The following is a 22,349-nucleotide window of genomic DNA, read 5'->3' as shown; positions in this document are numbered from 1 at the left end:
GAAGGTCAGAGGCCCCTTGGGCGGGTGCCGATCACACCTTCACTGGCCAACCGCGCCAGTTCGCTCGCGGTGAGCCCGCACAGTTCGGTCAGCACCTCGCTGTTGTGCTGCCCAAGTGTGGGCGGTGGACGATGCAGCCATTTCGTGGCGTCGTCGAGGAGCGCGAACGGTGGTGTGGGGTAGAGCGTCTGACCGGTACTCGGGTGGTCCAGCTGTTCGAAGAAACCGCGGTGGTTCAGTTGAGGGTTCTCGACGACCAGCGACGGTGAGATGACCGCAGCGGCAGGAATCCCCGCACCGGCAAGCATGTCAACCACCGCATCGCTTTCCTGGCTGCTGAGCCATGAGTCGACGTCGGCGCCACCGGTCAACTCAGCCAACATTTTTCGCTGTTCGTCGGTGTGCGCGCAGATCGCAACCCAGTTGTCCTCCCCCGCGCATCGGTACACATCCTGCACCGCATCCCGCTGGCCGCGGTTGCCCCGGCGCGCCAGGATGTCGCCGAACACTTCGAATTCGATTGTCTGCACCGCGGTCACGTTGAGCACGGTCTCGATCATCGGCACTTCGACGAGTTGACCGCGTTCCGTGTGGTCGGCGAACTCCAGCGCAGCCAGCAACGCGAAGGCGGCGTGCGCACCGGCGAGCGGGTCGCACGCACCGCGCGGCGGCACCGGCGGGCCTTCCGGCAGCCCAGTCACCCACGCCAGACCCGCGATCTGCTCCATGGTCGGCGCGAACCCGACACGATCACGCCACGGCCCGGTCAACCCGAACGCGGGCATACGGACCACCACCAGGTCGGGTTTGAGATCGAGCAACGTGTCTGCGCCGAGCCCGAACTGGTCCATCACCCGCGGTGAGAAGTTCTCGATCACCGCATCTGCCTTGCTCACCAACCGCTTGAACAGCCGAACGCCGTCATCGGAGTCCAGATCCAGCGTCACCGACCGCTTGTTGGTGTTCATCGCATGAAAGACCCAGCCGTACTCCCACCAGTCGTCGACGTCGCTGCGCATGCCACCCGAGTAGCGGATGCCGTCGGGACGCTGGATCGACTCGATCTTGATGACGTCGGCACCGAACGCGGCCAACGCATGGGTCGCCGCCGGGCCTGCCCAGAATGCCGTCAGGTCGACAATGCGGACGCCGGCCAACGGCAAACCTACCGGCCCGGCCGTTGGTGACTCCCTTGACTCCCAGAGCCTTTCGCCGTCGGCGTCCCCGACTTCCGGCGCAGGCCGCACCAAGGCAGGCGCCGCATCCGACATGAGCCAGGGTGGACGCGGTTGACGGAAGCCCGCGGGGCTGTCGATGTACACGCCTCGCTCGCGCAGATGGTCCATCTGCGGAATGGTCGAACCGTTGCCAAGCGGGGCAATCGGCAGCCGGAACAGTTGACCGAGTTCGACGATCTCCTCGACGGTGTGCTCGCGCATCCACGGCCCGATGCGTTCGTGGATCCAGTCGCGATGATCCCAGCGGCCGATCTGGAAACGCAGATCGGCGATTTCGGTGAATTCGGGGCAATCCACCATCGCGGCGAAATCCAGCCACTGCTGCCCCGTCACCATACTGATGCCCACATAACCGTCGGCCGCTTCTTCAATCGAGGGCACCTCGATCGAGCGGCGGATCGGGGGCACCTCCAACAACTGCGAATGCAACCACTCGCTGGATTGCATCAGCGTGATCGCTTCGAGCAACGACATGTCGAGAAGGCCGCCGGGCCCGCCGTTTCGCACCCGGCGCCGCATCGCCAACGCACCGTAGGCGGCGCAGGCCCCGCCCATGTACTCGCCCAACTCGCCGCCGATCGAGATCGGCGGTCCTGCCGGATCTCCGCGGAAACCGGTCAGCCCCGAGGCGGCCTGCAGCGTGAACTCGGTGGCGGCGCGCCGCGACCACGGACCCGTCAGACCGAAATCCGAGATCGCCACCACGATGCACCGCGGCGATTTCCCGATCAGCGACCGCGGATCGTTCTTCTGCGTGGTGATCACGATATCGGCCCAGGCCATCAGCTCATCGGACGCCGCTGTCAGGCTGCGCTTACCCGCATTCAGGTAGCTGAAAAGCGGCGCATCGGCGCCGTCCTTCGGCACCGCGCCGGTTGCGGTGAAGCGTCGCAACGGATCTCCCGAAACGGGTTCGACCTTCACTACGTCGGCTCCCGCATCGACGAGCAGCTTGCCGCAGTACGCTCCTGCGATCCGGTCGCTGATCTCGACGACGCGCACATCGTCCAGCGGGGTGGGCGCGCCGCTCAACCGCACATCCTCCTCGGTTTCTTTGCCATCTTAGTAACTTTTGACGGATAGCGGACGCTGCGAGCAGGCCAATCACTGTTAACATTGCCACGACATGACAACACTTGGAATCGGCCCTGAAGCCCGCCGCAGGCTGTCGGCGCGACGGACGGCCGAGATCGTGGCCGACGAGCTTCGCCGACAGATCATCGACGGTGAACTCTCCGACGGTGACCTGCTGCCGCGTCAAGAGGTGCTCGTCGAGCAGTTCAACGTCAGCCTGGTGTCATTGCGGGAGGCGTTGCGGATTCTCGAGACCGAGGGCCTGGTTTCTGTGCGCCGCGGCAACCGCGGCGGCGCGGTCGTCCACGCGCCCGCGAAGGCCAGCGCCGCCTACATGCTCGGCCTGTTGCTGCAAAGCGACTATGTGCCGCTCGCCGATCTCGGCACCGCTCTTCAGGAACTCGATCCGATGTGTGCCGCACTGGCCGCCAAACGTCCTGATCGCGGTGGGACGTTGGTTCCCAAGCTCAAGGAACTCAACGAGACCATGGCCGAGCACATCGAGGACGGAGCACGGTTCACCGAGATCGGCGGTCAGTTTCACGACGAAATCGTGCGCGGTTGCGGCAATCACACGATGATCGCCGTGGTGGGGAGCCTGGAGACGCTGTGGAGCAGCCACCTGCAGTGGTGGGCCGACGAGACCGCGGCCAAGGGAGAGTATCCGGCGCTGAGCAAGCGTCGCATCGCGCTGAGCATCCACACCAAGATCGCCGACGCGATCGAGGCCGGCGATGCCGAACGCGCCCGCAAGCTGTCGGCACGCCACTTGGCCGATACCCAGGCGTACTTCATGGCCGAAGATCCCGAGCGGCGCATCGTCGCCCTCTCGCCGCAGGCGCTGGCCCGCCGTCAACGCTGAAAGGTGTTGCGTGCGTACGGCCTTGATCACTGGCGGTAGCGGCGGCATCGGCAAAGCCTGTGGCCGCAAACTAGCCGGACTCGGTTACGACGTGGTGCTCACCGCGCGCCGCGAGCAGCCTTTGCGCGCCGCCGCAGGCGAAATGGGCGCACGCTTTGTCGTCGCCGACGCGACCGACCCAGCCACCTTCGAACCCGCGGTGCAGGCGGTCGGTGAGATCGACCTCGTCGTGCACGCCGCGGGCATCCTCGGCGGGACGTACGCTCGCAAACAAACTTTCGACCAGTGGCGCGCGACGATGTCGGCGAACCTCGACTCCTGCTTCGTCGTCACCTCCGCTGCGCTGCCCCGCATGAAGGCCGGCTCCCGATTCGTGTTCATCTCCTCCTCGGCCGCCCATGAGCCGATGCCCGCGCGCACCGCGTACTCCGCGTCGAAGGCCGGCATGAATGCGTTTGCGCTGGCGTTGGCGCAGGAGGTGGACCGCGACGGAATCAACGTGCACCTGGTGACGCCGGGCCCTGTCGAAACCGACATGCTGCAGGACGTGCCGTTCGAGATGTACGCGATCCGCGCCGCCGACGTCGCCGAGGCCGTCGCGTGGCTGGACTCTGTCGACCCGTCCGTCGACGTGCCGGAGATCCGGCTGCACGCGATCACGCGAGGACCGTCAGCGCGAGAACCGGTGGTGCCCTTGGAAGTCGAGCGCCGTGGCGCTACACCCCTTCGCCGTCACTGAGGTAAACCTCGGACTCCATCTGATGGAAGATCCGCAATCGCTCGTCACGGCGGACGAGCAACCACGTGATCCAGCTGGCGCCGGAGCGTTCGACGTCTGATTCCCTTCCGGTCAACCTCCAGCGGCTCAGCACCACGGCCCTAACCACCGTGTCGTCTATGACATCGCACTCGTGCAGCACGGAGGCCACCGACGCCCTCTTGAGCCTGCTCGCGACCCGACCCCAATGCCGGTCCAACGCGTCGACGCCGACGAGCGGGACGGCGTACTCGTCACCGACGTAGATCGGCCGCGGGCAATCACGTACCCAGAGACCAGCAACACCAGCGAAATCCAGGGCCGACCAGAGCTCGTCGTACTCCCCAACCAGTTCCGTGACCTCAGGCTGAACGCGATTGTTCACCCGGCAACGCCTTGACCGTCGACGGCAACCCATACAGCGCGGTTGCGTTACCCCGCATGATCCGCTCCCGCTGATCAGCTGGGAACCGCCTGATCGCCCACTCAGGCGAGTCGTAGCTCCAGTGCGGGTAGTCGGTCGAGAACATCAGGCAGTCACCAAGATCCATCATCTCCAGGTAGTCGCGATACATCGCGACGTTGACATCCTCGAGCGGCTGGGTCGTGAACCGGACGTGTTCGCGGACGTACTCGGAAGGTCTACGGCGCACGTGCGGCAGATCGGCCTTGCGCTGCTCCCAGATCCGATCCATCCGCCACATCACCGGCATCGCCCAGGTGAACCCCCCTTCGACGAACACGATTCGTAACTCGGGATGCCGGTCGAAGGCGCCGTCGAACACCAGGCTCATCAGATGCGACACGTAAAGAAGCGGCCAGGAGGCGAAGAAGTCGTGCCAATGCGCGGGGTTGCCGACCGGGTAGATCGGAATCAGCTCGAACGGCGTCTGACCCATCAAGTGCGTGGCAACCGGAAGCGCGTGACGCGCCGCGGCTTCGTACAACGGATCGAAATGCGGGCTACCGAACGGGATCCCACGGGTCTGCGGGGTCATCAACACTTCCGCCATGTACGGATGGCCCGCCCAGCGCTCGACTTCGCGAGCGGCGGCGATGGGGTCCTGCGCGGTGACACTGATGGCTCCCCGCCAGCGCCCGTGCCAATTGGCGTCTCCGAGCCAGACGTCGGCCAGCCAATCGTTGTGGGTGCCCTTCAGCACGTGCTCGGCTTGCGGAAGCTGCGCATCGCACATCGGTTCCAGCATCGCGATGCTCACCCCGGCGTCCACCAGAAGTTGCTTCGCCGCGAACTCGGGGTCGCTGCCTGCGACTCCACCGTTGGGCGGGGCGGCGTCGACGCGTAGCGACATCGTCTTGTAAGAGTCAGGCGTGTCGTAGAAGTGCGGCACCGGCGAGACGGCATTGCCCGTCGGCCACAGCTTGTCCTTCCACTCCGCCGGCGCGTACGACTTGAGCACCTCCGTGGACACCGGGAGCGGATGCACGTCGGTGTCGACGATCGTCACGGCGATGTCGTGCGCCGCGAACTCGGTCGTCCGTTCTCGCGCAGTAGTCATAGAAGACTTCCTTCTGTGACCCCGTACAGGTCACTTGCGTTGCGCCACAACACCTTCTCCCGCTGCGACTGGTTCAGGCCCGCGGCCGCGGCCTCGGGCTTGGTGGTGGACCAGTGCGGGTAACTCGATCCATACATCAGCAGGTCTGCCTTATCGGTGAAATCCAGCCAACGCGCGGCCAACCCAGCGTCAGTCGGCCCGTCGAAAGCCGACGAGCAGAACCGGACGTGGTCGGGCAGGTATTCGCTGGGATAACGGTCGACCCACGGGGTTTGGTCCCGCATCGACAGCCAGAACGTGTCGAGGCGCCATATCAGCGGCGTGAGAATGTCGTAGCCACCGTCGGCGAAGACGAATTGCAGGTTCGGGATTCGGCCGAACGTGCCTTCGATGATCAGCGTGACGAGGTGCACGAACGAGTTGAGCGGCATGAACGCCGCATACCCGGGATAGGTGTAGGCGTGGCCGGCGAAGGTGGGCGCGTGGTCGACGCCATTGCCACCGTTGATGTGCACCGCCACCGGCAGGTTGCGCGCTGCCGCGGCTTCCCAGATCGGCTCGAACATCGGCTTGCCGTACGGTTCTCGTGACTGCAGCGGAACGCCGACCTGCACCATCTTCGGATGGTCAGCCAGTCGCTCGATCTCGGCGACCGCACCTTTGATGTCCTCGGGGTTGACCCGGATGGTGCCGAGGAACCGGCCCGTGTGGTCGGGTTCCAGCCAGCGAGCCAGCAGCCAGTCGTTCACCGCAGCACAGATGCGACTGTTGAGCAGATAGTCGGCGATGTTGCCGCGTGTCAGCGGATTGAGGATGGCGCGGTCCACGTCGCCCTCGTCGAACAGGTGCTGGGCGACGGTATCGGGATCGGACCCCGGATACCCGTCACCGTACAGGTCCTGGCGGTAGTCACCCCCCGGCGCCTGATACCACTGCTGTTCGACGTCGGGGATCGACCGCAGTTTGTGGGCAGGCCCAAGAAACTTCCGGATTTCCGAGTTGTAGCGGAAATGCGGTTGGACGTTGGTATCGATGATCATGCCCGCAGGTACACCTGCCCATCGCTCACGTCGACCTCGTAGGTGCGGACGCGCTTCTGCGGATCGGCGACATTCACCCCGGTGGTGATGTCGAACTCCCAGTTGTGCCACGGACAGCGCGCAATTCGGCCCTCGCGCACGCGGCGCAACTGACCGGGAACATCAGGTGCAAATTCGTTGGTGCCCACCACATAACCGGCGCACAACGGGGCGCCCTCGTGCGAGCAGTAATTGGCGATCGCATACAGCGCGCCGTCGATGTTGTACACGCCGACACCGAACTTGCCGGCCTGGACCAGTTTCATGCTCCCGGGAGGCAGGTCTTCGATTGCACACACCGGTCGGCGCTGCATCATGTCCCTTCGGTTTCCTTGACCTAGAATACCTAAAATAGTAAAGATAGGGCGACAGAGCCGCTAGATGCTGCTGCCGGGAGGCACAGGTGACCACCAGCACCGATTCGCATAGCGCACCAGATCTTGCGAGCGATCCGTACGCATTTTTCACCTACATGCGCAATACGGCGCCGGTATGGCGTGGCACGCTCATGGAGAGCGACTTGATGCCCGAAGAGCTCAAGAATCCTGAGAACTGGACCCTCTTCGACTTCGAGAGTGTGTTCACCGCGTTCCGCGAGGACACCGTGTTCGCCTCCGAGATGTACAACCAGACGATCGGCCTCGTCTTCGGTCCGACGATCCTCGGTATGGCGGGCAAGCAACATCACGACCATCGCAGCCTGGTCAGCAAGGCATTCAAGCAGAGCGCTCTGACCCTGTGGGAACCCGAGGTGATCGACCCGATCTGCGACCAACTGGTCGACGAGTTCAAAAACGACGGGGAAGCCGATCTGGTCAAGGCGCTGACGTTTGAGTTTCCCACCAGGGTGACCGCGGCACTGCTGGGTCTGCCGCAGCAGGATCTGGAGATGTTCCGGCGGCTGTCGCTGGATCTGATCTCGATCACCGACGACATCGAGGCCGGGCTCAACGCGTCCGTCGAACTGGGCACCTACTTCCAGGAGCAGTTGGACCAGCGCCGCCGCAAGATCACCGACGACGTCATCGGCGACCTCGTGGCCGCGGAGATCGACGGCGAGAAACTGACCGACGACGCGATCATCTCGTTTCTTCGGTTACTGCTGCCCGCGGGGCTCGAAACCACGTATCGGTCCTCGGGAAACTTACTGCAGCTGCTCCTGACTCACCCCGATCAACTCGACGCGGTGCAGCGGGATCGCAGTCTGATCGCGGCCGCGATCGAGGAGGGCATTCGCTACGAGACACCCTTGGTTCTGGTGACACGCAACACCACCCGCGATGTCGAGATGCACGGCGTCACGATTCCCGAAGGGGCACAGGTCAATCTCTGCATGGGTGCAGCCAACCGCGACGACAAGCGCTGGGAGCATCCCGACGTGTTCGACATCCATCGGCCGCGGCGCGCGCACATCTCGTTCGCGGGCGGTATCCACAGCTGCCTCGGCATGCACTTGGCCCGGGTCGAGACCAAGGCAATGCTGACCAGCCTGTTCGATCGGGTTTCCGGTTTGCGGCTCGTGGAAGACGACGACACCAAGATCACCGGCATGCCGTTTCGATCGCCCAAGCATCTGCCGGTGACCTTTCGCCCGGTCGCCTGAGCATGATCAGTCGCGCGGCGATCCTGCACGACATGGGTCAGCAGTGGTCGGTCGAAGACTTCGAGCTCGATCCGCCCAAACGCGGTGAAGTCCTGGTGGAAATGGCCGCCGCCGGGCTGTGCCACTCCGACGAGCACATCCGCAACGGCGACATGTCGGCCTCGAACGAAGTGATGCAGGCTTACGGTCTGCCGTCGATGTTCCCGTTGATCGGCGGGCACGAGGGCGCGGGAGTGGTACGCGAGGTCGGTACCGGGGTCACCGATTTCGCGCCCGGTGATCACGTCGTCACGTCGTTCGTCGCGGTCTGCGGCCGCTGCCGATGGTGTAACTCCGGGATGGAATACATCTGTGATAAAGGAGCCGAGGTGATGATCCCCGGTATGCCGACGGACGGCACCTTCCGTCATCACACCGCCGACGGTAGAAACCTCGGCCATCTGTCGAAAGTCGGCGCCTTCGCCAAACACACTGTCGTTGCTACGGATTCGATCATCAAGATCGACCGGCACCTTCCCTTGCTGCCGATGGCGCTGTTGTCCTGCGGGATTCCGACAGGCTACGGGTCCGCCGAGAATCGGGCGAAGGTCCGAACGGGTGACACCGTTGTGGTCATCGGTGTCGGCGGCATCGGCGCCGGCGCGATCCAGGGTGCGCGCATCAATGGCGCCGCCCAGATCATCGCCGTGGACCCGGTCGAGTTCAAGCAGAAGTCAGCGCTCGGATTCGGTGCAACGCATAGTGTCTCGACCACCGAGGAAGCCGCCGACCTGATCCGTGATCTGACCGGCGGGGTGATGGCCGACAGTGTCATCGTCTCGCCGTCATTGATCTCGAAACACGATGTGCAGGCGGCGCTGAGCCTGACCCGCAAGGGCGGCACGTGCGTGCTGACGGGGATGACCAAGCAGACCACGAGTTCCGTCGTGATCAACCTGCAGGAGTTCATCCTGTGGAACAAGAATCTCGTCGGCACGGTATATGGGTCGTGCAATCCACGTGTCGACGTTGCCCGATTCGCCAAACTCTACGAAACCGGCCAGCTGCAACTCGACGAGATGATCACCAGACGATATCCGCTCGCCGGCATCAACGACGGCTACCGCGATCTGCTCAATGGCGAAATCATCCGCGGCGTCATCGATTTCGACCTCGGCTAGGTCAGGTTGTAGAACCGCTTGGCGTTCTCTGCGCCGATCTTTGCCCGGGAGTCGTCGCTGAGGTCCTTGCGGCCGCGCAGATGCTTGGTGCTCTCCGGCCATTCGCCGTCCCAGTGCGGGTAGTCGCTGGCGAACATGATGAAGTCGTCGCCGAGGACGTCGATGACGCCAGGCAGGATCGGCTCCTCCGGTTCGCAGGTGGCGAAGATGTTGCCCGCCCGAAGGTAATCCTGGGGATCGCGTTTCCACCCGTCGGTGATCCAGTCGCCGCGCTTCTCGAAGTGCTCGTGCAGGCGGTCGATGAAGAACGGCACCCAGCCGACACCGGCTTCGAGGAACGCCACGCGCAACGCCGGGTGCCGGTCGAAGACGCCGCCGGAGATCATCGCCGTCATCGCCGTCATCTGGTCGAACGGGAAGCTGATGCAGTGCACTTGGATGTAGTTCGTGAATCGGTCGACACCGATTTTCGGTAGGTGCATGCCCGGCGCGCCGTGGATGCCCAATGGCATGTCCATTTCTTCGGCGGCGGAGTAGAACCGGTCGAGATCGGGGTGATCGAGGTTGCGTGTCTTGAGCGCGGGCGGAATGTGGGTGGCGACCAGTCCGAGATCCTTGGCCTCGCGCATCACGTCGACGGCGACGTCGCCGTGCTCAATGGGAGTCACCGCGATGCCCCGCAACCGCCCGTCGGACTCCGCGCAGTAGGCCGCGATCCACTGGTTGTACAGCCGCGCGAAACCTGCTGCCAATTCCGGGTCTTCCAGACTCGGCACGCACAACCCGAGGCTCGGATAGAGCACCATCGTGTCGATGTGGTCGCGGTCGGCATCGCCGAGCACGCCCTGTGCCGACGAGTAGGCGATACCCTCGGCGCCGCTCAAGCCGTGCTCGCGCGGGCACCCGGCACCGGGCCCGTCGGCCTCGGGATAATTGCGTCCTTCGATGACCAGGGCGCTGCCGTCCTCGCGGGGCACCACGCGATCCGGCCAGCGCCGCATCGCCTCGACGGCGAGCGACGGACCCTCCGCGACGTGCCCGTCGGCATCGATGATCCGCATGCCTCACCTCCCTGCCTATTTGCTAAAACTAACGGGTGCCGCGCGACACCATCCAGCAATTGCTGCGAGAACATGCAGCGTCCGACGCGATCGCAGTGAAATACGGAGACCGGCGATGGACATGGCGCGAGCACTTGACGGAGGCATCGGCGCGCGCCGCCGCACTGCTGGCACTCATGGACCGCGGACGACCCGTCCATGTGGGTGTACTGCTGGGCAATACGCCTGAGTTCCTGCACCAGATGGCTGCCGCGGGTCTCGGTGGTTATGTGCTCTGCGGGCTCAACACCACCAGGCGCGGCGCCGCCCTCGCCGCTGACGTCCACCGGGCGGACTGCCAGATCGTGGTGACCGACGCGGAGCACCGCGCCCTGCTGGACGGGGTGGATCTCGGCGACGTCAAGGTGCTCGACTCCTCGAGTGCGCAGTGGACTCGCCTTCTGGAGTCTGCCGGCGACCTGACGCCGCACCGGGAGGTCGAGGCGCTGGACCCGTACATGCTCATCTTCACCTCGGGGACCAGCGGTGACCCGAAGGCCGTGAAGGTGTCGCACTTCATGGTCCTTATGTCGGGCGCGAACCTGGTGCACAAATTCGATGTCACCGCCGACGACACGTGCTATCTGTCGATGCCGTTGTTTCACTCCAACGCGCTGGTGGCTGGCTGGGGTGTGGCGGTCTCCACCGCAGCGGCGATGGTGCCCGCGAAGTTCTCCGCATCGGGATTTCTGGACGACATTCGCCGTTACGGCGCCACCTACATGAACTACGTGGGCAAGCCGTTGGCCTACATCCTGGCTACGCCTGAACAGCCCGACGACGCCGACAACCCGCTTCGTGTCGCGTTCGGCAATGAGGCGAGCGACCGTGACATCGAGGATTTCCAGCGCCGGTTCGACACTTTGGTATGGGACGGCTTCGGCTCCAGCGAGAACGCCGTCATCATCACCAGGGAGGAAGGAACCCCGAAAGGCTCGCTCGGCAAGGGTTTTCCCGGCGTGGCGATCTACCACCCGGACACCCTCTCGGAGTGTGCGGTCGCGCGGTTTGACGCGGACGGCGCCCTGATCAACGCCGACGAAGCCGTCGGTGAGTTGGTGAACACGACGGGCGCGGGCTTCTTCACCGGCTATTACAACAGCGACGAGGCCACCGCCGAGCGCATGCGGGGCGGCATGTACTGGTCGGGTGATTTGGCCTATCGGGACGCCGAGGGATGGATCTATCTGGCAGGCCGCACCGCAGACTGGATGCGGGTCGACGGCGAGAATCTGGCGGCGGCGCCGATCGAGCGCATCCTGACACGGCTGCCAGAGATCAGCCGCGTTGCGGTGTATGCGGTGCCGGACGAGAACGTCGGCGATCAAGTCATGGCCGCGGTGGTACTGCGCGACGGGTCTGCGCTGACTCCAATAAAATTCGAGGCCTTTCTGGCTGCTCAACCGGATCTCTCGCCGAAGGCATGGCCGCGGTATGTGCGGATCGCCACGGACCTACCGACCACGGCGACACACAAGGTGCTCAAGCGCGAGTTGGCCGCGCAAGGCGCCTCCGCGGGTGACGACGAACTGTGGGTGCGGGAACCGCGCGGCACCCGTTACGAGCGGCGAGTGGGAAGTTGATGCACGCTTTTCATCAAATCGCGTGTCAAAACTGGCCACTGGGCGACAGATCACACAATCCGTGACGTCCGCCCCTGCCAATACCGCTCTCTGATCTGCCGCTTGTAGAGCTTGCCATTCGGATCTCGGGGTAACTCGGGATCGAAATCGACTGTGCGTGGGCATTTGTACGACGCGAGGTGTGCCCGGCAGTACGCGATCAGTTCGGCCGCCAACGCCTGCCCGCCTTGTACCCCGTCGGCCGGTTGCACGACCGCCTTGACCTCTTCGCCGAATTCCTCGTTGGGAACTCCGAACACGGCGGCGTCGACGAGCTTGGGATGCATGATCAGCAGATTCTCCACCTCCTGGGGGTAGATGTTCACCCCACCCGAGACGATCATGAATGTCGACCGGTCGGTGAGATACAAATATCCGGCCTCGTCGAGGTAACCCATGTCCCCCAGCGACCGCCAACCCAGTTCATTGGACACCGAGGCGGTCTTCTGCGGATCCTTGAAGTACTCGAACGCCGGCCCTCCTTCGAAGAACACCTCACCCGACTCGCCGACTGGAAGCTCGGCGCCGTCATCACCGATGACATGCACGGGACTGAATGGTTTGCCGACCGAACCAGGATGGGCCAGCCACTCCTGCGGGCCGATCGCTGTGCCCGAGAATCCCTCTGTGCCGCCGTAATACTCGTGGATGATCGGCCCCAGCCATGTCATCATCCGGTGCTTGACGTCCACCGGGCAGGGCGCCGCGGCGTGGATCACACACTCCAGGCTGGACAGGTCGTAGCGGTCACGCACGGTGTCGGGCAGTTTGAGCATCCGCACGAACATCGTCGGCACGAACTGCGCATGAGTGACGCGATGTGTCGCGATCAGCCGCAGCACCGCCTCTGCATCGAACTTTCCCATCACAATCGCGGCCGCGCCGACACGCTGCACGGCCATCGTGTAGTTGACGCCCGCCGCATGGTAGAGCGGCGCGGGCGACAGGTACACGCTCGACGACGTCATGCCGTAGCGTTGAATCAAGCTGTATTCCAAGACTTTTTGCGCCCACGACCCGGCACCGTCCTCGGGCAGTGGTCGTCGGACGGCCTTCGGCCTACCGGTGGTACCGGATGAGTACAGCATCTCGGAGCCATCGCAGATCGGCGGTGGATCGCCGGCGCTCGCCAACGCATCCTCGTACCGGCGTAGCTGACCGCCGACACCCACCCGGACCTCGCCATCTGCTTCGTCGAACACCGCCTTGGCCTCACAATCGGCGATCACATAGGCCACCTCGTCGGCGGTGAAGTGAATGTTGACCGCGCTGTAGTACAGCCCGGAAAGCTGGCAGCCCCAGGTGATCTCGAGAAACTCCTGCCGGTTCGGCAGTACCAGTGCGACCCCGTCGCCGCGGCGCAGGCCGGCCTCGTAGAGCAGCGCCGCGACGTGCCGGCTACGCGCGTACAACTCGCCGTACGAGAGCGTCGGTCCGTCCGCGACGATCAGTGCCGGTGACTGCGGGGCGTTGACCGCGTGGTCGCCGAGGTGCACCTACGTCGCCGCTTTACCGTCCGCAGATGCCGCCGCCTGCCGCTTGGCCATTTCCGACGGCAGGATCTTGTCCTTGAACACGCGCTGGATGAGGTCCTGCACATCCCTGCTGACCGACGCCAGCGCGACCAGGTCGTTGGAACTCTGCCAGTGCACCCGCATGCCCATCATCTCCCAGGCCCGCTTGATGTTGGCCTTGGTGGCCAGCAGTGTGGTCAGCGGAGCCTGGGCGATGTGCCGGGCGATCGCCGCCACCCGCGCGTCCAGATCTTCACGCTTGACCACCTCGTTGATGAGGCCGTACTCGAGCGCCTTGTTCGCGTCGACGGTTTCGGCGGTGTACAGGTAATACGATGCCCTCCGCCAGTTCATGAAAACCCATGGCTCGATCGAACATTCACCGGACGGCATACCGAAGCCCTGCAACGGCGGATAGGAGAAATACGCGTCTTCAGAGGCGATGACGATGTCGGTGGTCAACCCGTAGTGGGTGCCGCCACCGACGCAATAACCATGGACCTGCGCGATCGTCGGTTTCGAGAACTCCCACAGGTTCAGGATCGGCTTCACGAACAAATCGGTCTGCGGCTTCCACGGCATGCCGGTGGCCTTGAATCCTTCGACGAACTCCGGATAATCGACCGCGTTGTTGCCGATCGCATGCCCCGAGCAGAAACCCGGACCGTTGGCCTTCATCACCAGAACCTTGATGTCGTAGTCGCGGTCGGCGTCCCGCAGTGCCTCGTCGATCTCCTCGACCTGCTTCTGATCCTGGGCGTTCGCCTTCTCGGGCCAGTTCAGTGTGATCGCCGCGACCGGACCGTTCTTCTCGTAGATGATCCGTTCGCGAGTCTCGTTGAGATCCATTCCCTCTCCTATGCCGTGATGACGCCGATCTGGGCGCCGATGTCGTAAACCGTTCCCGCTTGACCTGTCCATTGGACGGTGCCTGACGCACCGGCCTCGATCTCCTGCTCCACTTTCTCCGTTGCGATCACGTAGATCGGCGCGCCCTCCTCGACGTGCTCACCGTCCTCGACGAGTAGCTCGATGAGCTCCGCTTCCGAAACGGCGACCGAGACACGCGGGATGCGAATGAGGAAATCAGCCATGCGCATCCGCGACGGACGCTTGGATGGTGCGTTGTACGGCCGCGACGATGCGGGCCGGCGACGGGTACAACTGGGCCTCGAGAGCAGCGGCCGCTGGCGTCGGGACGAACCTCGCGGCAACACGTTCGATGGGGGCGGTGAGCTCGTTGAAGCACTCGGCGTGCAGCGTCGCGACCATTTCGGCTCCCGGACCGGCGAACTGGACCGCGTCGTGGACCACGACGGCACGCCGCGTGCGCCGCACCGAGTCGACCACGGTGTCGACGTCCAGCGGCACCAGGGTGCGCAGGTCGATCACTTCGGCGCTGACGTCCTCGCGTTCCAGCGACTCCGCGGCGGCCAGCGAGTCGAGCACGCTGCGCCCGTAGCTGACGATCGTGACGTCGGAACCCCGCCGCTTGACGTCGGCTTTTCCGAGCGGAATCGAGAAAGTCGGATCCGTCGGCACCGAACCTCGTTGGCTCTGCAACCGAATCGTCTCGACGAACAGGCAGGGGTCGTTGTCGAAGATTGCCGACGTCAGCAGCCCCTTGCCGTCGCGCGGGGTGGACGGCACAACGACCTTCATCCCCGGGATGTGCATGAACCAGGCCTCGAGCGACTGGGAGTGCGTCGCTCCGGTGGCCAGCCCGCCGTACACCTGGGTGCGCACCGTGATGGGCGCCGTCGTGCGACCCGCCGTCATGAACCGCAGTTTCGCTGCGTTGTTGACGAGTTGGTCGGCGGCGATACCGATGAAGTCCATGATCATGACCTCGGCGACGGGCAGCAGGCCGTCGATCGCCGCGCCGACCGCGGCACCGAGAATCGCGGCCTCGGAGATCGGGGTGTCCAGGACGCGGTCGCTGCCGTACTTCGTCGACAAGCCGGCCGTCGGACCGGTGGCGCCGGGATCCGCGATGTCCTCGCCGAGCAGGAACACCCGTTCGTCGGCGGCCAACGCCTGGTCCAGCGCGAGGTGCAGTGCCTCGCGCATCGTCATGTCCTTCTCATCCATGCAAGTCGTCCTCAGACCGGGTAGGAGATGGGGATCGCATACACATCGCGTTCGAGTTCATCGATCGATGCGGTCGCGGCACTCATGACGGTCTTCAGCGCCATCTCGACTGCGGTCAGCGCGCCTTCGTCAATCCGGCTGAGTTCCTCATCGGTGGCCACGCCGGTGTCGGTGAGCCTGCGGCGGAACCTCGGCACCGGATCGGCCTCCATCGCCTGTGCCAGTTGATCTTTCGGGATGTACGGCATCCGGTCACCGAAGTAGTGCCCGCGGAAGCGAAACGTCAGGCATTCGACGAAGGTCGGCCCGTCCCCGCGGCGGGCGCGCCCCAGCGCATCGTCCAGCGCGGCGGCCACCGCCAGCGGGTCGTTGCCGTCGACGCGGTCGCCAGGCATCCCGTACCCGGCCGCCCGATCCGCAACCCTGTCGATCTTCATCGTGTCGGTGGTCGGCGTCATCTCCGCGTACTGATTGTTCTGGCACACGAACACGATTGGCAGATCCCACAACGCGGCCATGTTGGCCGCCTCGTGGAACGAGCCGGTATTGGTCGCGCCGTCGCCGAAGCTGACCACAGTGACGCGGTCAAGGCCTTTACGCTTGGCCGCCAACGCCAGCCCGACCCCGACCGGCACTCCGGCGCCGACGATTCCGGTGGACATCATCACGCCGACCTCGGGCTTGGCGATGTGCATCGTCCCGCCCTTGCCGCGGCTGGCACCGACGGTTCGGCCCATCATCTCACCGTAGATCTCTTCCAGCGGAACGCCTTTGCCGATCAGGTCATGCAGCCCCCGGTAGGTCGTCACCAGCTGGTCGTCGGCTCTCAGCGTCACACCCATCCCGGCGGCAACGGCCTCCTGACCGCGGGACGGCCAGTACACGCACATGAACTCGCCGGTGGCGATGCCCTTGGACAGTCGGTCGTCGGCGGCCTTCATCAACACCATCAGCGCGTAGAGGCGTCGTTGGACGGCTGCGGAATACCTCACGGGCCGAGCGATCCGATCTCTCGGTATACGTGCGGAATCGGCTTGGGATCCATAGCGATGTTGTCGAGGCCGGTCAGATTGACTTCGCGCATTCGCCGCGCGGCGGCATCGAGGTCGTCGCAGTCGAGTTCGTAGATGGCGATGAACGGGCCGTTGCCGTTCGTGGGGGCGAATCGGCGTGCCGACACGATGCCGTCCACCGAGAGTATCTGCTCGAGATGCGTGTCGTTGTACCACTTGTGGTACTCCGCTTCCCGGTCAGGCGAGGCTGGCATGGTCGCCACATAGATGATCCCCTTGGGCATGGTCAAACCCCCGACCACGGCTTGATTTTCAGGAAACCGCCGGCATCGACGCGCAACTGCTGACCGGTGACGTAGCGGGCGGCGTCGCTGGCGAGGAACAGCACCGCCTCGCTGATGTCCTCGGGTTCGACGTAGGGAATCGGGAAACCCTGAATCATCGGGAAGACGACTTCGGCTTCCTCCCTGGTCGGGTTCTGCAGGTCCGGCCGGAACGCCTTGTACATCGGCGGACTGTGCAGCATATCGGTGTTGCAGTTGGTCGGGTGGATCGCGTTGACGCGGATCTGCTCGGGAGCCAGCGTCCGGGCAAGATCATTGACATAGTGCGCGACAACCTGTTTGGCGAACGCATACCCAGCACCGCCGGGCCCGCCGTCCATCCCCGCGGTGTTGACCGCCGTCGCCATGAACGCGGCCACCGAACCCGTCGCGATGATCGACGCGCCCGCGTGTAGGTGCTTGATGCTGGCGTGGATCAGGTTCATCACGCCGAGCAGGTCGACATCCACCGCATCGACGAACGCCTGCGGCGGTAGACCAGCGGTCATCGGGCAGATGCCGGCGTTGGCGACCACGATGTCGAGCGTGCCGAACGCGGCGACACCGCGATCGATGGCGGCGGACAGGGCGGCGCGGTCGCGAACGTCGGCGATCTCGGTGTGGGCGCGTTGGCCTTCCTTCTCCACCAGGCGGGCCGTCTCGTCGAGATCCTCCGGACGCGCGAGCGGGTACTCGTTGGTCTCGATGTCTTGGCAGATGTCCACGGCGATGATGTCGGCGCCCTCGGCCGCAAGAAGCCGCGCGTGTGACCGGCCCTGGCCGCGCGCCGCACCGCTGATCAGCGCCACTTTGCCCGTCACCCTGCCCATGGCCCGCCCTTCCTCGCGATGATTCGCGGCATGCGGACGACTCGGCAGCACAGCCGGTTTGGGCGCCGCGACATTGCAGCCAACTGTAACTGGTGCGTGGCTATACTACCTAAAATTATAAAGAAACCAATTCAGACCGATCCCGACAGGACGCTGTGGATTTTTCGTACCCTCCCGAGGTTCAGCAGTTCCGAAAGGAGCTGCGCGCCTGGTTGGCCGCGAACCTGACCGATGAGGTGGTGGCCGCCGGTCGCCGACGCGACCGCGACGCGGATACCTTCGCCACGTTGCGTGCATGGGACGCCGCATCGGCCGACGCGGGGTGGGGCGCGGTGTCCTGGCCGCAGGAGTACGGCGGGCGCGGGGCAGGCGTACTCGAACAACTTGCCCATGCCGAGGAGACAATTCGTGCGCGAGCGCCCGTGCCGCTCAACGTGATCGGGATGAACAACATCGCGCCTGCGATCATGCAGTACGGCAGCGACGCCCAGAAGCATGCGCTGCTCGCCCGCATGGTGCGCGCCGACGATATCTGGTGCCAGGGCATGTCCGAGCCGGAGGCAGGCTCCGACCTGGCCGCGTTGCGCACCAGGGCGGTGTTGGACGGCGACCATTATGTGGTCAACGGCCAGAAGATCTGGACATCGCTTGGGCACAAAGCCGACTGGTGCCAGCTGTACGTGCGCACCGACCCCGAGGCGCCCAAGCACAAAGGCATATCCTGCTTGATCGTCGATATGACGCTGCCCGGCATCGAGGCGCGCCCGCTGGTCACGATCAACGGGGCAACGGATTTCGCGGAGGTGTTCTTCAACGACGTGCGGGTGCCCGCCGGTGCGATGCTCGGCCCACTCAACGCGGGGTGGCAGGTCGCCACCACCACGCTCAGCCATGAGCGGGCAGGCGCGGGGCGACTGTATGCCCAACTCGAGGTGCAGCTGAGCGATCTGGTTGCCGACCTGGCAGCTGCCGGATTGCTCGACGACAGTGCGGTGCTGCGCCGCCTCGGCGAGATCGCGGTGCGGATCAAGTACCTCGAGGTGCTGTGCCAGCGGTCCATCTCGGCGACGCTGCACGGCGGCGACGCGCTCGGCTCGGCCAGCCTGGCCAAGAGCGTATGGGCCGACGTGGGTCAGCGGCTGGCCGAGTTGGCGTTTGACGCACTCGGTCCGCTCGACGACCATCGACGTTGGCAGGAATACCGGCTGACGTCGCGGTCGCTGACGATCGCCGGCGGCACGACACAGATCAACAAGGGCATCACCGCGACGCGGGTGCTCGGGTTACCGCGCAGATGAATCTCGAACTCACCGACGAACAGGTGGCGCTGCGTGACACAGTGCGCCACTTCTTGGCCGAAAAGGCAAGCTTGGCAACACATGTCCGACCCATGCTCGGGCATCCGACCGGCACCACCGAAGACGTCTGGCACGGGCTGGCCGATCTCGGCGCCACCGGTGTGCTGGTGCCGCAGGAACACGGCGGGTCCGGCATGACGATGGCCGAAGCCGGCGTGGTGGCACAGGAACTCGGCGCCGGACTGTACCCGGGGCCGTGGTTGTCCACGGCTGTCGCCGCGACGCGGGCCCTGACCCGGATGGGCGCCCGAGCCGACTCGCTGCTGAACGGCATCGCCGACGGCTCCGTCATCGCGACGGTTGGTCCGTTGGCGGGCCCGTGCCCGGTGGTCGACGACGCGGCCCTCGTCGGCGACATCCCCTCGCTGCCCGACGCCGCCGCCGCCACCGCACTCCTGGTGCTGGCCGAGGACCGCGCGGGCGCGGCACTTTTCGCCGTCGACGCGGCCGCGGTGGGGATTTCGATGACCGAGCGAGCACACGTCGATCCCACCCACAAGCGATACGACGTCCGATTGGACGGGGTGCCTGCGGAGCGGGTCGCGTCCGCATCGGCCGGCGACATCGAAGGACTCCGGGACGACGTCCTGATCGCCTACGCGGCCGATGCGTTGGGTGCCGCGACCGCAGTTTTGAACCTCGCGGTCGACTACGCCAAGGTGCGACGGCAGTTCGGCCGGCCGATCGGAAGTTTCCAGGCAGTTCAGCATCTATGCGTCGACATGTACGAGACCGTCGAACTCGCGCGCAGCGGTGTGCTGCACGGGCTGTGGGCGGCCGACGCCGCGCCACCAGAGGAGCGTCACCTGGCCGCGGTGCGGGCCAAGGCGTTCGCGGCACAACTGGCCACTGTCGCCGATACGGCGATTCAGGTGTTCGGTGGCATCGGCTACACCTGGGAGCACGACGCGCACTTGTATCTGAAGCGTCTACTCGGGTGGAGCGCATTCCTCGGCGGCTCCGACGCCTACCTGAAAGAGGCCGCAAGGGCAGTCAGAAAGGCTGTGCGATGACCGAAGTGTTGCGCGGAGTGCGTGTCGTCGAACTCGCGTCATGGACATACGTGCCGTCTGCCGGTGCGGCGCTGGCGGATTGGGGCGCAGACGTGATCAAGGTCGAGGACGTCAAGGGTGGTGACCCCGGTCGCGCTCTGGTGATCGGGGGCTTCACCCGCCAGAACGCGCGGGCCGACGTCGACTTCATCCTCGAGATCGGCAACCGCGGCAAGCGCAGCATCGCGATCGACATCAAATCCGAAACGGGCCGCGAATACCTCGGCCGCCTGTTGGCCACCGCCGACGTGTTCCTGACCAACTGGCTGCCCGGCGCGCTTGAACGCGCCCGTTTGACGGTCGACGATGTGCGGGCGTTCAACCCGAACATCATCGTCGCTCGCGGCACCGGCACCGGGGTACGCGGACCGGATGCCAACAAGGGTGGATTCGACGCCGCCACATACCTTTCACGCGGCGGGGTGGCGTACACGATGACGCCGTTCGGTACCGAAACGCCCGCCGTGCAGGGCCCCGGTTTCGGCGACCTGCAGGGCGGCATCACGCTGGCGGGCGGCGTCTGCGCGGCGCTGTTCCATCGGGAACGCACCGGTGAACCGTCCGTCGTCGACTCGTCACTGCTGGCTCAGGCGATGTGGTCGATCGCGCCGTCGATCTCGGTGGCCGACCTGTTCGGCATCGACGGCATCCCCGGCGCTCCTCCGGGGCTGGCGATCAATCCGCTTGTCAACCGCTACAAGACGCGTGACAACCGATGGATTCAAATGGTCTTTCTGCAGCCCGACCGGTTCTGGGCCGGGTTCTGTGAGCGGATCGGCCTGCCGGAACTCGCGACCGATGAACGCTTTGTGCCTTCGAGCAACCTGATCGCCAACGCCGCAGAGGCGTGCACGATCGTCGGCGACCGGATAGCGAGCGAGGACCTGGAGCACTGGCGCAAGGCACTCGCCGACGAACCCGGCGTGTGGGCAGCGCTGGCAACTCCGAAGGAGACGTTGCACGATCCACAGGTGGAGCCGAACGGCCTCACCGTCGTCAATCTCGACGACCACGGAGTCGAATATCAGATCGTCGCTGCACCAGTGCAATTCGACGAAGCCGCACCAGCGCCGGCGCGCGCGCCCGCGTACGGACAGCACACCGAGGAAATCCTGCTGGAACTCGACTTGGACTGGGAGGACATCTCGGCGGCCAAGGACAGCGGCGCGATCCTGTAGGAGGGGTCAATGGGAGTCGAGCGGCGCAACCTGGAATCGGTGATCTACGAGCGCGAGCCGCCAGTAGCGCGGATCATCCTGAACAGGCCCGAGAAAGCCAACACCAAAGACGCGGAGCTCGTGAACGAGGTCGACGCCTGCCTGCGCGAGGCCGACCGTGACCGCGACATCAAGGTCGTCATCCTCAAGGCCAACGGAAAAGGTTTCTGCGGAGGGCATGTAGCGCGCTGGGGCCCCGACGAGAACCCGTATCCGGACTTCGGCGAGACCTTCGAAGACCTGTACAAGGGCACCGCCGACCTCTTCTTGTGGCCGACGTTGTATCTGTGGGAGTTCCCGAAACCCACCATCTCGCAGATCCACGGCTACTGCATGGGCGGTGGCATCTATCTGGGGCTGCTGACCGACTTCTGCGTCGCGTCGGAAGACGCGTACTTCCAGATGCCGCTCGCACAGAGTCTCGGCGAACCCGGCGGGCACACCATGATCGAGCCGTGGCTGATGATGAACTGGCATCGCACCATGGACTGGTTGCTTTTGGCGCCAACACTTTCCGCGCACGAAGCGCTCGACTGGGGACTGCTCAACAAGGTGGTACCGCGCGAGCAGTTGGAGGACACCGTCGAGGAGATGGCCCGCAAGATCGGCCAGATCCCGCTGACCACGCTGATGGCGGTGAAGAACAACGTGAAGCGGGCCTGGGAGTTGATGGGCATGCGGGTGCACCTGCAGGTCAGCCACATCCTGACCAACATGGTCGGCGCGGCATCGGACGTTCAGGAGCGACGGCGTCAGCTCATCGACTCCGGTATGAAGCCGAGGGACTTCGTCGAGGACAAACAGTCCCCTCGCGAGCAGACGTAAAACTGTCCAATTCTGGCGGCGGTTTCTAGCGCTCTATGCAACAGCGGTCGGTGTGGACGGGTTGGAGAGTAGTTCGTCGAGGGCTTCGGCGGGTGTTTTCCAGTCCAGTGT

At 64.8% G+C, this 22,349-nt stretch carries 22 protein-coding genes; 9 read left to right on the top strand and 13 right to left on the bottom strand.

Annotated elements, in window-relative coordinates:
• Positions 1-5: 5 nt before the first annotated feature.
• Positions 6-2,276 carry a CoA transferase gene (locus tag ACGFK1_RS29425; protein ID WP_393438093.1) on the bottom strand — a complete coding sequence of 757 codons (2,271 nt, stop codon included), beginning with the start codon at positions 2,274-2,276 and terminating at the stop codon, positions 6-8.
• An 88-nt stretch (positions 2,277-2,364) separates the two neighbouring features.
• On the opposite strand from ACGFK1_RS29425, the gene ACGFK1_RS29420 reads away from it, so the two are divergent.
• Both ACGFK1_RS29420 and ACGFK1_RS29415 read left to right on the top strand, forming a co-directional pair.
• Complete coding sequence (locus tag ACGFK1_RS29420; protein WP_393438090.1) at positions 2,365-3,174, top strand: FadR/GntR family transcriptional regulator; 810 nt, start codon at positions 2,365-2,367, stop codon at positions 3,172-3,174.
• A gap of 10 nt (positions 3,175-3,184) precedes the next feature.
• On the top strand, positions 3,185-3,913 hold the full coding sequence (locus ACGFK1_RS29415; RefSeq protein ID WP_393438087.1) for an SDR family oxidoreductase: 729 nt from the start codon (positions 3,185-3,187) through the stop codon (positions 3,911-3,913).
• On the opposite strand, the gene ACGFK1_RS29410 is transcribed toward ACGFK1_RS29415, so the two are convergent.
• The 4 genes from ACGFK1_RS29410 to ACGFK1_RS29395 are packed head-to-tail and all read right to left on the bottom strand — an operon-like array spanning position 3,891 to position 6,844.
• Complete coding sequence (locus ACGFK1_RS29410; protein WP_393438084.1) at positions 3,891-4,316, bottom strand: hypothetical protein; 426 nt, start codon at positions 4,314-4,316, stop codon at positions 3,891-3,893. The two genes, ACGFK1_RS29415 and ACGFK1_RS29410, sit on opposite strands and share 23 nt — an antisense overlap.
• The gene (locus ACGFK1_RS29405; protein WP_393438081.1) at positions 4,294-5,451 is read right to left on the bottom strand and encodes an amidohydrolase family protein; all 1,158 of its coding nucleotides are present in this window, start codon (positions 5,449-5,451) and stop codon (positions 4,294-4,296) included. The genes ACGFK1_RS29410 and ACGFK1_RS29405 overlap by 23 nt, the downstream gene beginning before the upstream one ends.
• On the bottom strand, positions 5,448-6,491 hold the full coding sequence (locus tag ACGFK1_RS29400) for an amidohydrolase family protein (protein WP_393438079.1): 1,044 nt from the start codon (positions 6,489-6,491) through the stop codon (positions 5,448-5,450). Before ACGFK1_RS29400 ends, ACGFK1_RS29405 begins: the two co-directional genes overlap by 4 nt.
• Entirely contained in the window at positions 6,488-6,844 is a 357-nt protein-coding gene (locus ACGFK1_RS29395; RefSeq protein ID WP_393438282.1) for a Rieske (2Fe-2S) protein, read from the bottom strand. The genes ACGFK1_RS29400 and ACGFK1_RS29395 overlap by 4 nt, the downstream gene beginning before the upstream one ends.
• An 89-nt stretch (positions 6,845-6,933) precedes the next feature.
• Between ACGFK1_RS29395 and ACGFK1_RS29390 the strand changes: the two genes are divergently transcribed.
• Both ACGFK1_RS29390 and ACGFK1_RS29385 read left to right on the top strand, forming a co-directional pair.
• A complete protein-coding gene (locus tag ACGFK1_RS29390) occupies positions 6,934-8,133 on the top strand; it encodes a cytochrome P450 (RefSeq protein WP_393438076.1) in 1,200 nt (399 codons plus the stop codon).
• A gap of 2 nt (positions 8,134-8,135) precedes the next feature.
• Entirely contained in the window at positions 8,136-9,293 is a 1,158-nt protein-coding gene (locus tag ACGFK1_RS29385; protein ID WP_393438073.1) for a Zn-dependent alcohol dehydrogenase, read from the top strand.
• On the opposite strand, the gene ACGFK1_RS29380 is transcribed toward ACGFK1_RS29385, so the two are convergent.
• Positions 9,290-10,354 carry an amidohydrolase family protein gene (locus ACGFK1_RS29380; RefSeq protein WP_393438070.1) on the bottom strand — a complete coding sequence of 355 codons (1,065 nt, stop codon included), beginning with the start codon at positions 10,352-10,354 and terminating at the stop codon, positions 9,290-9,292. The two genes, ACGFK1_RS29385 and ACGFK1_RS29380, sit on opposite strands and share 4 nt — an antisense overlap.
• Before the next feature lie 35 nt (positions 10,355-10,389).
• On the opposite strand from ACGFK1_RS29380, the gene fadD1 reads away from it, so the two are divergent.
• Positions 10,390-11,976, top strand: coding sequence for a fatty-acid--CoA ligase FadD1 (gene fadD1, locus ACGFK1_RS29375; protein ID WP_393438067.1), 1,587 nt, complete (start codon positions 10,390-10,392; stop codon positions 11,974-11,976).
• A 50-nt stretch (positions 11,977-12,026) separates the two neighbouring features.
• Here fadD1 and ACGFK1_RS29370 read toward each other — a convergent pair whose 3' ends face one another.
• The 7 genes from ACGFK1_RS29370 to ACGFK1_RS29340 are packed head-to-tail and all read right to left on the bottom strand — an operon-like array spanning position 12,027 to position 17,786.
• The gene (locus ACGFK1_RS29370; protein WP_393438064.1) at positions 12,027-13,511 is read right to left on the bottom strand and encodes an AMP-binding protein; all 1,485 of its coding nucleotides are present in this window, start codon (positions 13,509-13,511) and stop codon (positions 12,027-12,029) included.
• Entirely contained in the window at positions 13,512-14,378 is an 867-nt protein-coding gene (locus ACGFK1_RS29365; RefSeq protein ID WP_393438061.1) for an enoyl-CoA hydratase/isomerase family protein, read from the bottom strand.
• Positions 14,379-14,386: 8 nt separating this feature from the next.
• A complete protein-coding gene (locus tag ACGFK1_RS29360) occupies positions 14,387-14,623 on the bottom strand; it encodes a lipoyl domain-containing protein (RefSeq protein ID WP_393438058.1) in 237 nt (78 codons plus the stop codon).
• Complete coding sequence (locus ACGFK1_RS29355; protein ID WP_393438055.1) at positions 14,616-15,620, bottom strand: alpha-ketoacid dehydrogenase subunit beta; 1,005 nt, start codon at positions 15,618-15,620, stop codon at positions 14,616-14,618. Before ACGFK1_RS29355 ends, ACGFK1_RS29360 begins: the two co-directional genes overlap by 8 nt.
• A gap of 11 nt (positions 15,621-15,631) precedes the next feature.
• On the bottom strand, positions 15,632-16,570 hold the full coding sequence (locus tag ACGFK1_RS29350; RefSeq protein ID WP_393438280.1) for a thiamine pyrophosphate-dependent dehydrogenase E1 component subunit alpha: 939 nt from the start codon (positions 16,568-16,570) through the stop codon (positions 15,632-15,634).
• A 38-nt stretch (positions 16,571-16,608) separates the two neighbouring features.
• The gene (locus ACGFK1_RS29345) at positions 16,609-16,917 is read right to left on the bottom strand and encodes a hypothetical protein (protein WP_393438053.1); all 309 of its coding nucleotides are present in this window, start codon (positions 16,915-16,917) and stop codon (positions 16,609-16,611) included.
• 2 nt (positions 16,918-16,919) lie between these two features.
• Positions 16,920-17,786 carry a mycofactocin-coupled SDR family oxidoreductase gene (locus ACGFK1_RS29340; protein WP_393438050.1) on the bottom strand — a complete coding sequence of 289 codons (867 nt, stop codon included), beginning with the start codon at positions 17,784-17,786 and terminating at the stop codon, positions 16,920-16,922.
• 155 nt (positions 17,787-17,941) lie between these two features.
• Here ACGFK1_RS29340 and ACGFK1_RS29335 point away from each other — a divergent pair, with 155 nt between their 5' ends.
• The 4 genes from ACGFK1_RS29335 to ACGFK1_RS29320 are packed head-to-tail and all read left to right on the top strand — an operon-like array spanning position 17,942 to position 22,238.
• Positions 17,942-19,084: an acyl-CoA dehydrogenase family protein gene (locus tag ACGFK1_RS29335; RefSeq protein ID WP_393438047.1), complete on the top strand. Its 1,143-nt coding sequence runs from the start codon at positions 17,942-17,944 to the stop codon at positions 19,082-19,084.
• On the top strand, positions 19,081-20,157 hold the full coding sequence (locus tag ACGFK1_RS29330) for an acyl-CoA dehydrogenase family protein (RefSeq protein ID WP_393438044.1): 1,077 nt from the start codon (positions 19,081-19,083) through the stop codon (positions 20,155-20,157). The genes ACGFK1_RS29335 and ACGFK1_RS29330 overlap by 4 nt, the downstream gene beginning before the upstream one ends.
• Positions 20,154-21,374 carry a CaiB/BaiF CoA transferase family protein gene (locus ACGFK1_RS29325; RefSeq protein WP_393438042.1) on the top strand — a complete coding sequence of 407 codons (1,221 nt, stop codon included), beginning with the start codon at positions 20,154-20,156 and terminating at the stop codon, positions 21,372-21,374. The genes ACGFK1_RS29330 and ACGFK1_RS29325 overlap by 4 nt, the downstream gene beginning before the upstream one ends.
• 9 nt (positions 21,375-21,383) lie before the next feature.
• Complete coding sequence (locus ACGFK1_RS29320) at positions 21,384-22,238, top strand: enoyl-CoA hydratase/isomerase family protein (protein ID WP_393438040.1); 855 nt, start codon at positions 21,384-21,386, stop codon at positions 22,236-22,238.
• Positions 22,239-22,349 lie beyond the last annotated feature (111 nt).

It is taken from the genome of Mycobacterium sp. NPDC048908 (assembly GCF_043197955.1).
Lineage (GTDB): Bacteria > Actinomycetota > Actinomycetes > Mycobacteriales > Mycobacteriaceae > Mycobacterium.
The sequence above is the reverse complement of the archived record's forward strand: the minus strand, read 5'-3'. Positions and strand labels throughout refer to the sequence as shown.